At 71.0% G+C, this 14,359-nt stretch carries 11 protein-coding genes and 1 tRNA gene; all 12 read left to right on the top strand.

The window, feature by feature from the left end:
* Window positions 1-430: 430 nt before the first annotated feature.
* The 12 genes from dnaN to H508_RS0102950 all read left to right on the top strand — a co-directional run bounded on the left by dnaN (window position 431) and on the right by H508_RS0102950 (window position 14,354).
* Window positions 431-1,573, top strand: a complete 1,143-nt coding sequence (gene dnaN, locus H508_RS0103005; RefSeq protein WP_026372971.1) for a DNA polymerase III subunit beta — start codon at window positions 431-433, stop codon at window positions 1,571-1,573.
* A gap of 31 nt (window positions 1,574-1,604) precedes the next feature.
* Window positions 1,605-2,489: a phosphogluconate dehydrogenase (NAD(+)-dependent, decarboxylating) gene (gene gnd, locus H508_RS0103000; protein ID WP_026372970.1), complete on the top strand. Its 885-nt coding sequence runs from the start codon at window positions 1,605-1,607 to the stop codon at window positions 2,487-2,489.
* Window positions 2,490-3,581, top strand: a complete 1,092-nt coding sequence (recF, locus tag H508_RS0102995) for a DNA replication/repair protein RecF (protein WP_026372969.1) — start codon at window positions 2,490-2,492, stop codon at window positions 3,579-3,581.
* Window positions 3,574-4,068, top strand: coding sequence for a DciA family protein (locus tag H508_RS0102990; RefSeq protein WP_026372968.1), 495 nt, complete (start codon window positions 3,574-3,576; stop codon window positions 4,066-4,068). The genes recF and H508_RS0102990 overlap by 8 nt, the downstream gene beginning before the upstream one ends.
* A gap of 71 nt (window positions 4,069-4,139) precedes the next feature.
* Window positions 4,140-4,838, top strand: coding sequence for a FadR/GntR family transcriptional regulator (locus H508_RS0102985; RefSeq protein WP_026372967.1), 699 nt, complete (start codon window positions 4,140-4,142; stop codon window positions 4,836-4,838).
* Window positions 4,839-4,936: 98 nt separating this feature from the next.
* Entirely contained in the window at window positions 4,937-6,337 is a 1,401-nt protein-coding gene (locus H508_RS0102980; RefSeq protein WP_026372966.1) for a four-carbon acid sugar kinase family protein, read from the top strand.
* Between the two features lie 64 nt (window positions 6,338-6,401).
* Window positions 6,402-7,301 carry an NAD(P)-dependent oxidoreductase gene (locus tag H508_RS0102975; RefSeq protein ID WP_026372965.1) on the top strand — a complete coding sequence of 300 codons (900 nt, stop codon included), beginning with the start codon at window positions 6,402-6,404 and terminating at the stop codon, window positions 7,299-7,301.
* On the top strand, window positions 7,301-8,731 hold the full coding sequence (locus tag H508_RS0102970; RefSeq protein WP_035253711.1) for a GntP family transporter: 1,431 nt from the start codon (window positions 7,301-7,303) through the stop codon (window positions 8,729-8,731). The genes H508_RS0102975 and H508_RS0102970 overlap by 1 nt, the downstream gene beginning before the upstream one ends.
* 276 nt (window positions 8,732-9,007) lie before the next feature.
* On the top strand, window positions 9,008-11,047 hold the full coding sequence (gyrB, locus tag H508_RS0102965) for a DNA topoisomerase (ATP-hydrolyzing) subunit B (RefSeq protein ID WP_026372963.1): 2,040 nt from the start codon (window positions 9,008-9,010) through the stop codon (window positions 11,045-11,047).
* Between the two features lie 100 nt (window positions 11,048-11,147).
* Window positions 11,148-13,811: a DNA gyrase subunit A gene (gyrA, locus tag H508_RS14205; protein ID WP_051222585.1), complete on the top strand. Its 2,664-nt coding sequence runs from the start codon at window positions 11,148-11,150 to the stop codon at window positions 13,809-13,811.
* A complete protein-coding gene (locus H508_RS0102955; protein ID WP_026372962.1) occupies window positions 13,808-14,215 on the top strand; it encodes a DUF3566 domain-containing protein in 408 nt (135 codons plus the stop codon). The genes gyrA and H508_RS0102955 overlap by 4 nt, the downstream gene beginning before the upstream one ends.
* 62 nt (window positions 14,216-14,277) lie before the next feature.
* A tRNA-Ile gene (locus H508_RS0102950) sits at window positions 14,278-14,354 on the top strand.
* The last annotated feature ends 5 nt before the right edge of the window (window positions 14,355-14,359 follow it).

Below are 14,359 nucleotides of genomic sequence, written 5' to 3'. Positions count from 1 at the left end.
CGGGCCCGCTCGCGCGCCTCCATAGCACGAGGAAGTCTCAACGCGTACTTCATGTGATCCGGTTGTGGATGCGCTCGGCGCGCCTGTGGACAACGGCTCCGAAGACTGTGGACGCCATCCGTGACCGCATCCGACTCTCTCCACGACCCGTGGATGGACGTCAACAGCGGCTCAACATCTTCCATCGTTGTAGTTCCCAAGCGCGGAGCCGGAACGACACGATCCATCCCCAGCTTGCACAGCGGTTATGAATGACAAGGATTCCTAGAGAGAAGATGCAGCTCGTCGCCAACCATGACCGGTCGGCGGGCGAAGGATGCCACGGCTCGACCGCGACGCGGCTGTGCCACAATCGACAGCGCTGTGCACCAGCACGGGCGGCTGACGCCGTGCCCCAGCGCCGCAGCTCGCCCAAGAAGGAGGACGCCCGGTGAAGTTCGTCATCAATCGCGATGTCTTCAGTGATGCGGTCTCGTTCGCCGTGAAGCTGCTGCCGCAGCGGCCGACGATGCCGATCCTGAGCGGTGTGCGCATCGAGTCGACCGCGGATGGCGTGATCTTCTCCTCCTTCGACTTCGAGTCGTCGGCACGCACCGCCGTCGCGGCGGACGTCGAGGGCGAGGGCGTCGTGCTCGTGTCGGGCCGGCTGCTGAGCGACATCGCGGCGAAGCTGCCCCAGCGCGAGGTGCGGGTCGAGGACGACGGCTCGAAGGTGCTCGTCCGCTGCGGCAACGCGCAGTTCTCGCTCGCGAAGATGCCGCTCGAGGAGTACCCGACGGTGCCGACCGTCGAGGGCCGCACCGGCGTCGTCGAGGGCAAGGCGTTCGCCGAGGCCATCGGCCAGGTCGCGATCTCCGCGTCGCGCGAGGACGTCACGCCCGTCATCACCGGCGTCCAGCTCGAGGCGAGCGACCACACGCTCACGCTCATCGCGACCGACCGCTACCGCGTCTCGGTGCGGAGCATCCCGTGGGATGCGGGCGACGTGACCGAGCCGCTCACCTCCCTCGTGCCGGCGCGCACGCTCGTCGAGGTGGGTCGCACGTTCGGCAGCGCCGAGCGCATCGAGATCACCATGAGCGAGGCGGGGGAGCGGCAGCAGATCGCCTTCTCGACCGCCGACCGCACCGTGACGAGCCTGCTCATCAAGGGCAACTACCCGCCGGTGCGGCGCCTGTTCCCCGAGCAGGTCGACCACCACGCCGTGCTGAACACCGCGGAGCTCGTCGACGCGACGCGTCGAGTGCAGCTCGTGCTCGATGCTGAGGCCGCGATCCGCTACACCTTCAGCGAGGGCCAGGTGCAGCTCGAGGCGATCGGCTCCGAGCAGGCGCAGGCGTCCGAGATCATCGACGCCGTGCTCGAGGGCGACGACATCGTGCTCTCGATCAAGCCGCAGCTGCTCATCGACGGCATCCAGGCGACGCACTCGGAGTTCGTGCGCGTCTCGTTCACGCACTCCGAGAACACGAACAAGCCGGGCCCCATGCTCATCCGCGGCCAGACGTCGCGCGACGACGCCGAGGCGAGCGACTTCAAGTACCTGCTGCAGCCCAACCTGCTGCTGCGCTGACCGAGATCCCGGCCCTGAGACGAGGAGCACCATGACGCACATCGGACTCATCGGCCTCGGACGGATGGGCGGCAACATGCGCTCGCGGCTCCGGTCGGCCGGCATCGAGGTCACCGGCTACGACCACAACCCCGAGCTCACCGACGTCGCGAGCGTCGACGCGCTCGTCGAGGCGCTGCCGACGCCGCGCATCGTGTGGGTGATGGTGCCGGCCGGCGCGATCACGGATGCGGTGATCACCGAGCTCGCGGCGAAGCTCTCCGAGGGCGATCTCGTCATCGACGGCGGCAACACGCGGTTCACGGAGGACGACCGGCACGCCGCGATGCTCGGCGAGCGCGGCATCCGGTTCGTCGATGTCGGCGTCTCGGGCGGGATCTGGGGGCTCGAGAACGGCTACGGGCTCATGGTCGGCGGCGACCGCGCCGACGTCGAGGAGCTCATGCCCGTCTTCGACGCGCTCCGGCCCGAGGGCCCGCGCGAGGAGGGATTCGTGCACGCGGGCCCGATCGGTGCCGGCCACTACGTGAAGATGGTGCACAACGGCATCGAGTACGGCCTCATGCAGGCCTACGCCGAGGGCTTCGAGCTGCTCGAGCGCGCCGAGCGCGTGCACGACGTCGCCGGCAGCTTCCGCGCGTGGCAGCGCGGCACGGTCGTGCGCTCGTGGCTGCTCGACCTCATGGTGCGCGCGCTCGACGAGGACGCCGACCTCTCGGAGATCGAGGGATACGTCGACGATTCGGGCGAGGGCCGCTGGACGGTCGAGGAGGCGATCGCGAACGCGGTGCCGATGCCGGCGATCTCGGCCTCGCTCTTCGCGCGCTTCGAGTCGCGCCAGGACGACAGCCCGGCGATGAAGGCCGTCGCCGCGCTCCGCAACCAGTTCGGCGGCCACTCCATCAAGAAGGCATAGGTGCGGGTCAGCCGACTCGCCCTCACCGACTTCCGCAACTACCGCGCCGCGGACGTCGAGCTCGTCGGCGGCCCGAACCTGCTCGTGGGTCGCAACGGGCAGGGCAAGACCAACATGGTCGAGTCGCTCGTGTGGATCGCGACCGGTTCGAGCCACCGCGTGCCGAACGACTTCGCGCTCATCCGCGCGGGGCAGGAGCGCGCGATCGTGCGCTGCACGGTCACGAACGACGAGCGCAGCTTCCAGCTCGACGTCGAGCTCAACGCCCGCGGCGCCAACCGCGCGCAGGCGAACAGCCAGTCCGTGCGCATCCGCGACCTCCCGCGCTACCTCCAGGCGGTGCTGTTCAGCCCCGAGGACCTGCAGCTCGTGCGCGGCGACCCCGGTGGCCGGCGCCGGTTCTTCGACGAGCTCTCGGTCATGCGCGCACCTCGCCTCGCGGGCGTGCACAGCGATCTCGACCGCGTGCTCAAGCAGCGCAACTCGCTGCTGAAGAGCGCCCGCGCCGCGCGACTGCGGCCCGACGACCTCACGACGCTCGAGGTCTGGGACGGTCGGCTCGTCGAGCTCGGGCTCGAGGTCATGCGCACGCGCCGTGCGCTCGTCGCCGACCTCGCGCCGCACGTCGACGCGGCCTATCGGCTCGTCGCGGGCGACGAGCACGAGGCGCGCATCGGGCTGACGACGAACGTGCCCGACTCGGCGGAGGCGTTCCACGCGATCCTCGCCGAGCGGCGCCGCGACGAGCTCGACCGCGGCGTGAGCCTCGTCGGCCCGCACCGCGACGACGTCGACCTGCAGCTCAACGACCTGCTCGCGCGGCACTACGCGAGCCACGGCGAGTCGTGGTCGTTCGCGCTCGCGCTCCGGCTCGGCTCCGCCGAGCTGCTGCGCGACGGCTCGGGCGGCGACCCGGTGATGATCCTCGACGACGTGTTCGCCGAGCTCGACGCCGGTCGCCGGCAGCGGCTCGCCGAGGCCGCCGGCCGCTTCGAGCAAGTGCTCATCACCGCGGCGGTGGAGGAGGACGTGCCCGACGCGCTCCGCCACCACCGCATCCGCATCGATCGCGGGGAGGTGCTGGATGCGTGAGCTCGCGCCGACCGAGCCGGAGCGGGTGTGGCTGCGCCTCAAGGCCAAGTTCGGCGACCCGGAGAAGGTCACGCGCGACGGCCGCCGGCGCTCGCGGCGCGACCCCGAGGCATCCGTGCCCTTCGGGAAGGGCCGCGACCCGCGCGCGCTCGGCGACGTGCTCGGGGGCTTCGCCGAGGATCGCGGCTGGACGACGACGCTCGCTCGCGCCGACGTCATGGCGCACTGGTCCGAGCTCGTCGGCGCCGAGAACGCCGACCGCACGGATCCGATCTCGTTCGAGGACGGCGTGCTGACGGTGCGCTGCGCCTCGACCGCATGGACGCAGCAGATGCGCATCCTGCGCGCCGAGACCACGACGCGCATCCTCGCCCGCTTCCCCGACTGCGGGCTGGAGTCGGTGCGCTTCATCGGACCCGACCTGCCGAGCTTCAACCGCGGGCGCCGGTCGGTGCCGGGCCGCGGTCCGCGCGACACCTGGGGCTGAGCGAGCGGCGCTGGGCGAGCGGGCTCGGATCCGCGGCTAGGGTGTCAGATACCAGGTCTCGAGGAGGAGCCATGCCCCGCCCATCGCGCACGCACGACGCCGTCGAGCGACTGCTCGACGCGATCATCGAGGGTCGACTGACGGCGGGCGAGCAGCTGCCGCCCGAGGGCCAGCTCGCCGTCGAGTTCGGCATCTCGCGCCTCACGATGCGCGAGGCGGTGCGCCTGCTGCAGGCGCAGGGCGTCATCGTGCAGGTGCCCGGCAGCCGGCACCTCATCGCTCCGGTGTCGGAGTGGACGGGCATGGATGCCGTGGTGCGGCACGCACGGAGCGCTGGGCAGCGCAGGCAGTCGTCGCTCGAGCTGCTCGAGGTGCGCATGATGATCGAGACCGGCGCCGCGGAGCTCGCGGCGGAGCGCCGCTCCGACGAGCACCTCGCGGCGCTCGAGGCGGCGCTCGCCCGCATGCGCGAGCACCACGGCGAGGGCGACGTCGACGCGTTCGTCGAGGCCGACCTCGAGTTCCACGACGTCGTCATGCGGGCCGCCGACAACCGCATCCTCGTCGCGGCGCTCCGGCCGCTCACCTCGATGCTCGCCGAGACGCGCGGCGAGACGAGCGCGGTCGAGGAGATCAGGGCGCACGCGATCGAGCAGCACCAGGCGGTGCTCGACGCGATCCGCTCGGGCGTGCCCATCGCCGCGCGCGACGCGATGGCGAGCCACATGCGGCAGACGCGCGACGACCTCGTCGCGCTCGTGCGCGACTGAACCCGCGGAGGGCTTGACAGCCCGCGACGCGTGATCGAAGATATCTGACATCAGATTCGGGCAGCGCCTGCGCCGATCCCGCGGACAAGGGAGTTCTCGTGCACCTCGACGGCCTGCTGGCAGCCCTGCCGGCCCCGCTCGACATCACGGCGGCAGAGGTCGCCGCCGCTCGCAGCCGTGATCTCGTGCTCGTCGTCCTCGACGACGACCCGACCGGCACGCAATCGGTCGCCGACCTGCCGGTGCTCGCGCGCTGGGAGGCCGAGGACCTCGACTGGGCGCTCGCCCAGGACGCCGCCGCGGTCTACGTGCTCACGAACTCCCGCTCGCTCGACGAGCAGGAGGCCGCGGCGCGCAACCTCGAGGTCGTCGACGTCGCCCTCGCCGCGGCCGAGCGCGCCGGCAAGCGCGTCTCGTTCGTGAGCCGCGGCGACTCGACGCTCCGCGGCCACTTCCCGCTCGAGACGGATGTGCTCCGCGACGCGATCGCGGCGCGCGGCGAGGCGCCCCGGCTCACGATGCTCATCCCCGCCTTCCCCGACGCGGGGCGCATCACGGTCGACTCGGTGCACTACTGGGTCGTCGACGGCGAGGCGACGCCGGTGGGGGAGACGGCGTTCGCGCAGGACGCGACGTTCGGCTACCGCGCCTCCGATCTGCGCGACTGGGTCGCCGAGAAGACCGCCGGCCGGATCGCGCGCGACGGCGTCGCCGCGCTCACGATCGACGTGATCCGCGCCGGCACCGACGCGGTCGCCTCGTTCCTGCGCGAGCTGGCACCCGGCACGGTCGTCGCCGTCGACGCCGTCGACGAGCACGACATGCGCCAGGTCGCGCTCGCGCTCCACGCGCTCGACCGCGAGGGCATCGACGCGCTGCTGCGCATCGGACCGCCCTACGTGCGCGCCCACATCGGGCAGGAGATCGCGGCCCCCGTCACCGCGAGCGACATCGCGGCGCAGCACGAGCGCGGCGGCCTCGTCGTCGTCGGCAGCCACGTGCCGCTCACGACCGCGCAGCTCGAGGCGCTCCGCGCCGACCGGCCCGGCACGGCGACGGTCGAGCTCGACGTGCGCGCGCTCATCGACGACCGGCGCGAGGCACACCTGGCGGAGCAGGCGGATGCGGTGGCTCGCGCCATCGAGTCGGGCACCGTCATCGTGCACACGAGCCGCGAGCTCGTCACGGGCCGCGACGGCGCGGAGAGCCTCGAGATCGCGCGCCGCGTCTCCGCCGGGCTCGTCGACCTCGTCGCGCGCGTACTCGAGCTCGCGCCGCCCCGCTTCGTGATCGCGAAGGGCGGCATCACCTCGAGCGACGTCGCGACGGAGGCGCTGCGCATCCGCCGCGCGCGCGTCGTCGGGCCGATGCTGCCGGGCATCGTCTCGCTCTGGCAGCCGCAGTCGGGGCCCGCCGAGGGCATCCCCTTCGTCGTCTTCGCCGGCAACGTCGGCGACACCGACTCGCTCGCGCGCGTCGTCCGCACGCTCGCCGACTGACTCGAGACCGAGGCCGCCTCGCCCGGGCGGCCGCACGCATCCACCCGCACAGATAGGAACAGCCATGACCAGCACCGTCGCCGTCATCGGGCTCGGCGCCATGGGACTCCCCATGGCGACGCGGCTCGCCGCGCGCTTCGACGTCCGCGGATTCGACATCGCGGCCGAGCGCCTCGCCCTTGCCGAGCAGCAGGGCGTCGCGCCCGCCGCGTCGGCCGCCGACGCCGTCGCGGGCGCCGACGCCGTCCTCGTCGCCGTGCGCACGGGCGAGCAGCTGCGCGAGCTGCTCTTCGGCGACACGGGCCTCGCCGAGCACCTCGCCGACGGCGCCGTCGTCATCCTCACGAGCACCGTCGGCACCGACGGCATCGCCGACGTCGCCGAGCGGCTCGCCGCCTCCGGCGCCCACCTCGTCGACGCGCCGCTCTCGGGCGGCCCCGTGCGGGCGGGCGAGGGCGACCTGCTCATCGTCGTCGGCGCCGAGCCCGCCGCGCTCGAGACGGCGCGGCCCGTGCTCGAGCAGCTCGCCTCGACCCTTTCGATCGTCGGCGACAAGCCCGGCGACGGGCAGGCGCTCAAGACGGTCAACCAGCTGCTGTGCGGCGTGCACATCGCCGCGGCTGCCGAGGCGCTCGCCCTCGCCGACGCGCTCGGGCTCGACCGCGAGCGCACGCTCGAGGCGCTCACCGCGGGCGCGGCGAACTCCTTCATGCTCGGCAACCGCGGGCCGCGCGCCCTGCAGGCCTACGACGAGGGCGGCGCCGAGGTGCTCAGCCGGCTCGACATCTTCGTGAAAGACCTCGGCATCGTCGGCGCCGCGGCGCGCGCGCACCACCTCGCCGCGCCCGTGGCGGCCGCCGCCGAGCAGCTCTTCCTGCTCGGCGAGGCGCAGGGCCTCGGCCACCTCGACGACTCCGCGGTCATCCGCGTCGTCGCCCCGACGCTGCGAGGGGAGGCGCGCTGATGGAGTACCCCCTCGGCGTCCTGATCGCCATCGGCCTCGGCGGCATCGGCCTCCTGCTCCTGCTCATCATCAAGTTCAAGGTGCAGGCGTTCTACGCGCTGCTGCTCACCTCGATCGTCGTCGGCATCGCCGCGGGCCTGCCGCTCACAACGATCCCCGCGACCGACGACGCCCCCGAGCGGCTCGGCGTCATCCAAGCGATCATCGCCGGCGTCGGCGGCACGCTCGGCTCGGTCGCGGTGCTCGTCGCGCTCGGCTCGATGCTCGGCAAGATCATCGAGATCTCCGGCGGCGCGGAGTCGCTCGCCGGCAGGTTCACGAGCTGGCTCGGGCCGAAGCGCGTCGCGGTCGCGCTCACCGCGGCGGCGGGCATCCTCGCGATCCCCGTCTTCTTCGACGCGGGCTTCATCATCCTCATCCCCATCGTCTACGCCTTCTCGAAGGCGGCGGGGCTCAGCCCGGTGAAGTACGGCCTGCCGATCGCCGGCATCATGCTCGCCGTGCACGTCGCGGTGCCCCCGCACCCCGGCATCGTCGGCGGTGCGACGATCCTCGGCGCCGACATCGGCTGGGTCACGATCCTCTCGCTCGCGATCTCCGTGCCGCTCGCCTTCGCCTCGTACTTCGTCGCGAAGCGCATGAACCGGCGCGAGCTCGCGATGCTGCCGGCGACGAAGGCGATGTTCGACGCCTTCGGCACCGAGACCGACACCGTGGGCGGCGGCAGCGCGCTCGCCGAGGGCGAGAAGGCGCCGAGCGCCTGGACGATCCTCGCGATCATCATCCTGCCGCTCGCGCTCATCATGGTCGGCACGACCATCGCCCCCTCGATGGAGGTCGGCAGCTTCTGGCACGGCTTCCTCTCGATGATCGGCCAGCCGATCTTCGCCCTCATGGTCGCGATCGGCGTCGCGATGATCGCGCTCGGCGTGCGCCGCGGCTGGTCGGCGAGCCACCTGGGCGAGGTCATGGAGTCGGCGCTGCCGGCCGCCGCGGTCATCATCCTCGTCACGGGAGCGGGCGGCGCGTTCGGCCGCATCCTCACCGAGACGGGCATCGGCGGCGCGGTCGCCGACGTCATGGCCGCGTCGGGGATGCCGGTGCTGCTGCTCGGCTTCCTCATCTCGCTCATCATGCGCGCCGCGCAGGGCTCGGCGACGGTCGCGATCACGACCGCCTCTGGGCTCCTCATCCCCGCGGTCGCGGGGCTCGGCCTCGACCCGATCCACCTCGCGCTCTTCGCGGTCGCGATCGGCTACGGCGCGCTCGGGCTCAGCCACGTGAACGACTCCGGCTTCTGGATCGTCACGCGCTACCTCGGCCTCTCGGTCAAGGACGGCCTGCGCACCTGGACGGTGCTCACGACCGTCCTCGGCGTGCTGGGCTTCCTCCTCACCTGGCTCCTCTGGGTCGCCATCCCGATGGGCTGAGGCGAGCACGGCGGATGCCCTCCGGCGGCCCGGGACCGAGAGGTCCCGGGCCGCTCGGCGTTCGGAGGCGGGTATCGACCCCGGTTCGCGATCGGCCCGGGAAGCCCGCTCCGAGCGTCCAGGGCCGCAGAACGCGCTTTCGGGGGACTGTTCTCTCGCGGCGCACCGCATTCGCCCACGAGAGGCGCGCGTTGACGAGCCTTCCTCGCGCATCCGGGGTAGAATCGGAGGGTTGCGCCGCCGCATGGCGGTCGCGCGAGACGGACCGGGAGAAGCATGGCGAACGAGCACGAGACGCAGCCCGACGACCAGACGGCGAAGCCGTCGCAGCCTCCCACCCAGGGCGACTACGGCGCCGACCAGATCCAGATCCTCGAGGGACTCGAGGCGGTGCGCAAGCGCCCGGGCATGTACATCGGCTCGACCGGGCCGCGCGGCCTCCACCACCTCGTCTACGAGATCGTCGACAACGCGGTCGACGAGGCGCTCGCCGGTCACTGCGACAGCATCGACGTCGTGATCCTGCCCGACGGCGGCGTGCGCGTCACCGACAACGGGCGCGGCATCCCCGTCGACCCGCACTCGTCCGACCCCTCGAAGTCGACCGTCGAGGTCGTGCTGACCGTGCTCCACGCGGGCGGCAAGTTCGGCGGCGGCGGCTACGCGGTCTCCGGCGGCCTGCACGGCGTCGGGTCGTCGGTCGTCAACGCGCTGTCGTCGCGGCTCGAGGTCGAGATCAAGCGGCAGGGCCGCGTGCACCGGCAGTCGTTCCGCATCGGCGAGCCCGAGGGGCCGCTCGAGGTGGGGGAGGAGACCGACGAGACCGGCACGGCGCTGACCTTCTGGCCGAACCCCGAGATCTTCGAGACCGTCGAGTTCGACTACGAGACGCTCGCGAAGCGCTTCCAGCAGATGGCGTTCCTCAACAAGGGGCTGCGCATCGCGATCGAGGACCGCCGGCCCGAGGCGCTCATCGAGCCCGACGCCGACGAGGAGGCCGCCGAGCCGCGGCAGCGCTCGGACGAGTTCCTCTACGAGCAGGGCCTCAAGGACTACGTCGCCTACCTCAACGAGTCGAAGAAGGCCGAGGCGGTGCATCCCGAGATCATCGACTTCGAGTCGGAGGACACCGAGCGCCGCATCTCGGTCGAGATCGCGATGCAGTGGACGACCTCCTACCAGGAGGCGGTCTACACCTACGCCAACACGATCAACACGCACGAGGGCGGCACGCACGAGGAGGGCTTCCGCGCGGCGCTCACGACGCTCGTGAACAAGTACGCCCGGCAGTCGAACCTGCTCAAGGAGAAGGACGAGAACCTCTCGGGCGACGACGTGCGCGAGGGCCTCACCGCGATCGTGTCCGTCAAGCTCGGCGAGCCGCAGTTCGAGGGCCAGACGAAGACGAAGCTCGGCAACACCGAGGCGAAGTCGTTCGTGCAGCGCGTGACGGGCGAGGAGCTCGGCCACTGGTTCGAGTCGAACCCCGCGATGGCGAAGGAGATCGTGCGGAAGGCGATCGGCGCGGCGACCGCGCGCATCGCCGCGCGCAAGGCGCGCGAGCAGACCCGTCGCAAGGGGCTGCTCGAGTCGGGCGGCATGCCCGGCAAGCTCAAGGACTGCCAGTCGAAGGACCCGGCCATCTCCGAGATCTTCCTCGTCGAGGGCAACTCGGCCGGCGGGTCGGCCGTGCAGGGCCGCAACCCCTACACGCAGGCGATCCTGCCGCTGCGCGGCAAGGTGCTCAACGTCGAGAAGGCGCGGCTCGACCGCGCGCTCGGCAACGCCGAGATCCAGTCGATGATCACCGCGTTCGGCGCGGGGCTCGGCGAGGACTTCGACCCGTCGAGGGCGCGGTACCACAAGATCGTGCTCATGGCCGATGCCGACGTCGACGGCCAGCACATCACGACCCTGCTGCTCACGCTGCTGTTCCGCTACATGCGACCGCTCATCGACATGGGCTACGTCTACCTCGCCGCGCCGCCGCTCTACAAGATCAAGTGGACGAACGCCGACCACGAGTACGCGTACAGCGACCGCGAGCGCGACGCGCTCATCGCCGACGGCCAGGCGAGCGGCAAGCGCATCCCGAAGGACAACGGCGTGCAGCGCTACAAGGGCCTCGGCGAGATGAACTACAGCGAGCTGTGGGAGACGACGATGGATCCCGAGACCCGCACGCTCAAGCAGGTGACGCTCGACGACGCGGCCGTGGCCGACGCGATCTTCTCGACCCTCATGGGCGAGGACGTCGAGGCCCGCCGATCCTTCATCCAGAAGAACGCGCGCGACGTGCGCTTCCTGGACATTTGAGTCCGAAGCGCTCAATGCGACGCAGTCGTGTTGAGCGCGAAGGACTCAAGGTCGAGTAGCCGGCGAAGCCGGCGTACCGAGACCCGAACCGAGAGAGACGATGACTGACGAGACGACCCCCGCGGAGCCCTTCGACCGCGACGCCCCGAACCACGGCGCGATCGAGCAGGTCGACCTGCAGCTCGAGATGCAGCGCTCCTACCTCGACTACGCGATGAGCGTCATCGTCGGGCGAGCGCTCCCCGAGGTGCGCGACGGCCTCAAGCCCGTGCACCGCCGCGTGATCTACGCGATGTACGACGGCGGCTATCGGCCCGACAAGGCCTTCTCGAAGTGCTCGCGCGTCGTCGGCGACGTCATGGGGCAGTACCACCCGCACGGCGACTCCGCGATCTACGACACCCTCGTGCGCCTCGTGCAGCCGTGGAGCCTCCGCTACCCCCTCGCGCTCGGCCAGGGCAACTTCGGCTCGGCGGGCGACGACGAGGCGGCCGCGCCTCGGTACACCGAGACGAAGATGTCGCAGCTCGCCATGGAGATGGTGCGCGACATCGACGAGGACACCGTCGACTTCCAGGACAACTACGACGGCCGCACGCAGGAGCCGTCCGTGCTGCCGTCGCGCTTCCCCAACCTGCTCGTCAACGGCTCCGTCGGCATCGCGGTCGGCATGGCCACGAACATCCCGCCGCACAACCTCCGCGAGGTCGCCGACGGCGCGATCTGGCACCTCGAGCACCCGGAGGCGTCGAAGGAGGAGCTGCTCGAGGCCCTCATGGAGCGCATCAAGGGCCCCGACTTCCCGACCGGCGCGCAGATCCTCGGCACGAAGGGCATCGAGGAGGCCTACCGGACGGGCCGCGGCTCGATCACGATGCGCGCGGTCGTCACGGTCGAGGAGGTGCAGGGCCGCACGGCCCTCGTCATCACCGAGCTGCCCTACCAGGTGAACCCCGACCGGCTCGCGGTGCGCATCGCCGATCTCGTGAAGGACGGCAAGCTGCAGGGCATCGCGAACATCGAGGACCAGACCTCGGGCCGCACGGGTCAGCGCCTCGTCATCACGCTCAAGCGCGACGCCGTGGCGAAGGTCGTGCTCAACAACCTCTACAAGCAGACGCAACTCCAGGAGAACTTCGGCGCGAACATGCTCGCGATCGTCGACGGCGTGCCGCGCACGCTCTCGCTCGACGGCTTCGTCACGCACTGGGCCGACCACCAGGTCGAGGTCATCGTGCGCCGCACGCAGTTCCGGCTCGCGCGCGAAGAGGACCGGATGCACATCCTCGAGGGCTACCTCAAGGCCCTCGACGCCCTCGACGAGGTCATCGCGCTCATCCGCCGCTCGCCGACGCCCGACGACGCCCGCACGGGCCTCATGGAGCTGCTCGCGGTCGACGAGAAGCAGGCGAACGCGATCCTCGAGCTGCAGCTGCGCCGGCTCGCCGCGCTCGAGCGGCAGAAGATCCAGGATCAGGCGGAGGAGCTCCGTCGCCTCATCGCCGACTACAAGGACATCCTCGCGAAGCCCGAGCGGCAGCGGCAGATCATCGTCGACGAGCTGCGCGAGATCGTCGCGCGCCACGGCGACGACCGCCGCACCGAGATCATGCACGGCTACGGCGGCGACGTCTCGATGGAGGACCTCATCCCCGAGGAGCAGGTCGTGATGAGCCTCACGACCGGCGGCTACATCAAGCGCACCCGCATCGACCAGTACCGCGCGCAGCACCGCGGTGGCAAGGGCGTGCGCGGCGCCCAGCTGCGCAGCGATGACGTCGTCGAGCACTTCGGCGTCACGTCGACGCACGACTGGCTGCTGTTCTTCACGAACTTCGGCCGCGTCTACCGCATGAAGGCGTACGAGATCGCCGAGGCCGGCCGCGACGCGAAGGGCCAGCACGTCGCCAACCTGCTCGCGTTCCAGCCCGACGAGCGCGTGCAGACGGTGCTGCAGCTGCGCCGCTACGACCAGGCCGACTACCTCGTGCTCGCGACGCAGCAGGGCCAGGTCAAGAAGACGAGGCTCGAGCTGTTCGACACGAACCGCTCGGGCGGCATCATCGCGATCAACCTCGCCCCCGAGGATCGCGTCATCTCGGCGATGCTCGCGAACTCGGACGACGAGATCCTCGTGATCAGCAAGCAGGGCCGCGCGGCGCGCTTCGCGGCGACCGACGAGGCGCTGCGGCCCATGGGCCGGGCGACGGGCGGCGTGCGCGGCATCCGCCTCAGGGACGGCGACGAGGCGCTCGCGGCGATGGTCATCGGCGACGACGGCTACGTCTTCGTCGTCACGGAGCAGGGCTTCGGGAAGAAGACGCCCGTCGCCGACTACCCCTCGAAGGGCCGCGGCACGCAGGGCGTGCTCACGTTCTCGTCGGGCGACCACGACCGTGGCGCGCTCGTCGGCGCGACGATCGTGCACGACGGCGACGAGCTGCTGCTCATCCGCAGCTCGGGCAAGGTCATCCGCTCGAGCGTCGACGAGGTGCGCGCGACCGGCCGCACCACGATGGGCGTGCAGTTCGCCGAGAAGTCGACGACCGACCTCGTGATCTCGATCGCGCGCAACGTCGAGGAGGAGGTCGAGGAGGCCGTCGAGGAGGCAGCGGCCGAGCCGGCGACGTCGCCCGCGCAGGACGCGCAGACGGGCGTCGCCCAGGTCACGATCGCGGAGGCGGAGGACGCTATCGTGGACGCCACGGACTCGGCGGACGCCGATTCGACCGACGACGAGCCCACCGAGGAGACCGAAGCATGAGCATCGCCGAGAAGCTGCAGAGCAAGACGCCTCGGCGCAGCGGCTCGAGCAAGCAGGTGAGGCTGCGCCTCGTGCACATCGACTTCTGGTCGGCCATGAAGGTCTCGGCGGTGCTCGGGCTCGTGCTCGGCATCGTCCAGGTCGTCGTGGTGTTCGTGATGTGGAGCCTGCTGCAGGTCGTCGGCCTGTTCGGCAAGGTCGACGAGGTGATGCGCGACATCCTCGCCGACCCCGAGTTCGCCATCACGTCGCTCCTGTCGCTGCCGCAGGTCATGATGTTCACGCTGCTCGTCGCGGTGCTGAACTTCGTCGTCATCACGGTGCTCGGCGCGGTCGTCGCCGTGCTCTACAACCTCTCGGTGCGGCTGACGGGCGGCCTGCAGGTCGGCTTCGCCAACCAGTGAGCCGAGCGCGCGCCGTGGTCCCGAGCATGCCGGCGCGCGTGGTAGCATCGATGATTGTGCTCGGGGCTATAGCTCAGGCGGTTAGAGCGCTTCGCTGATAACGAAGAGGTCCCTGGTTCGAGTCCAGGTAGCCCCACCACGCAC

The organism is Agrococcus lahaulensis DSM 17612, assembly GCF_000425105.1.
Classification (GTDB): Bacteria; Actinomycetota; Actinomycetes; order Actinomycetales; family Microbacteriaceae; genus Agrococcus; species Agrococcus lahaulensis.
Note: the sequence above shows the minus strand (reverse complement) of the source record. Positions and strands in the feature narration are given on the sequence as shown.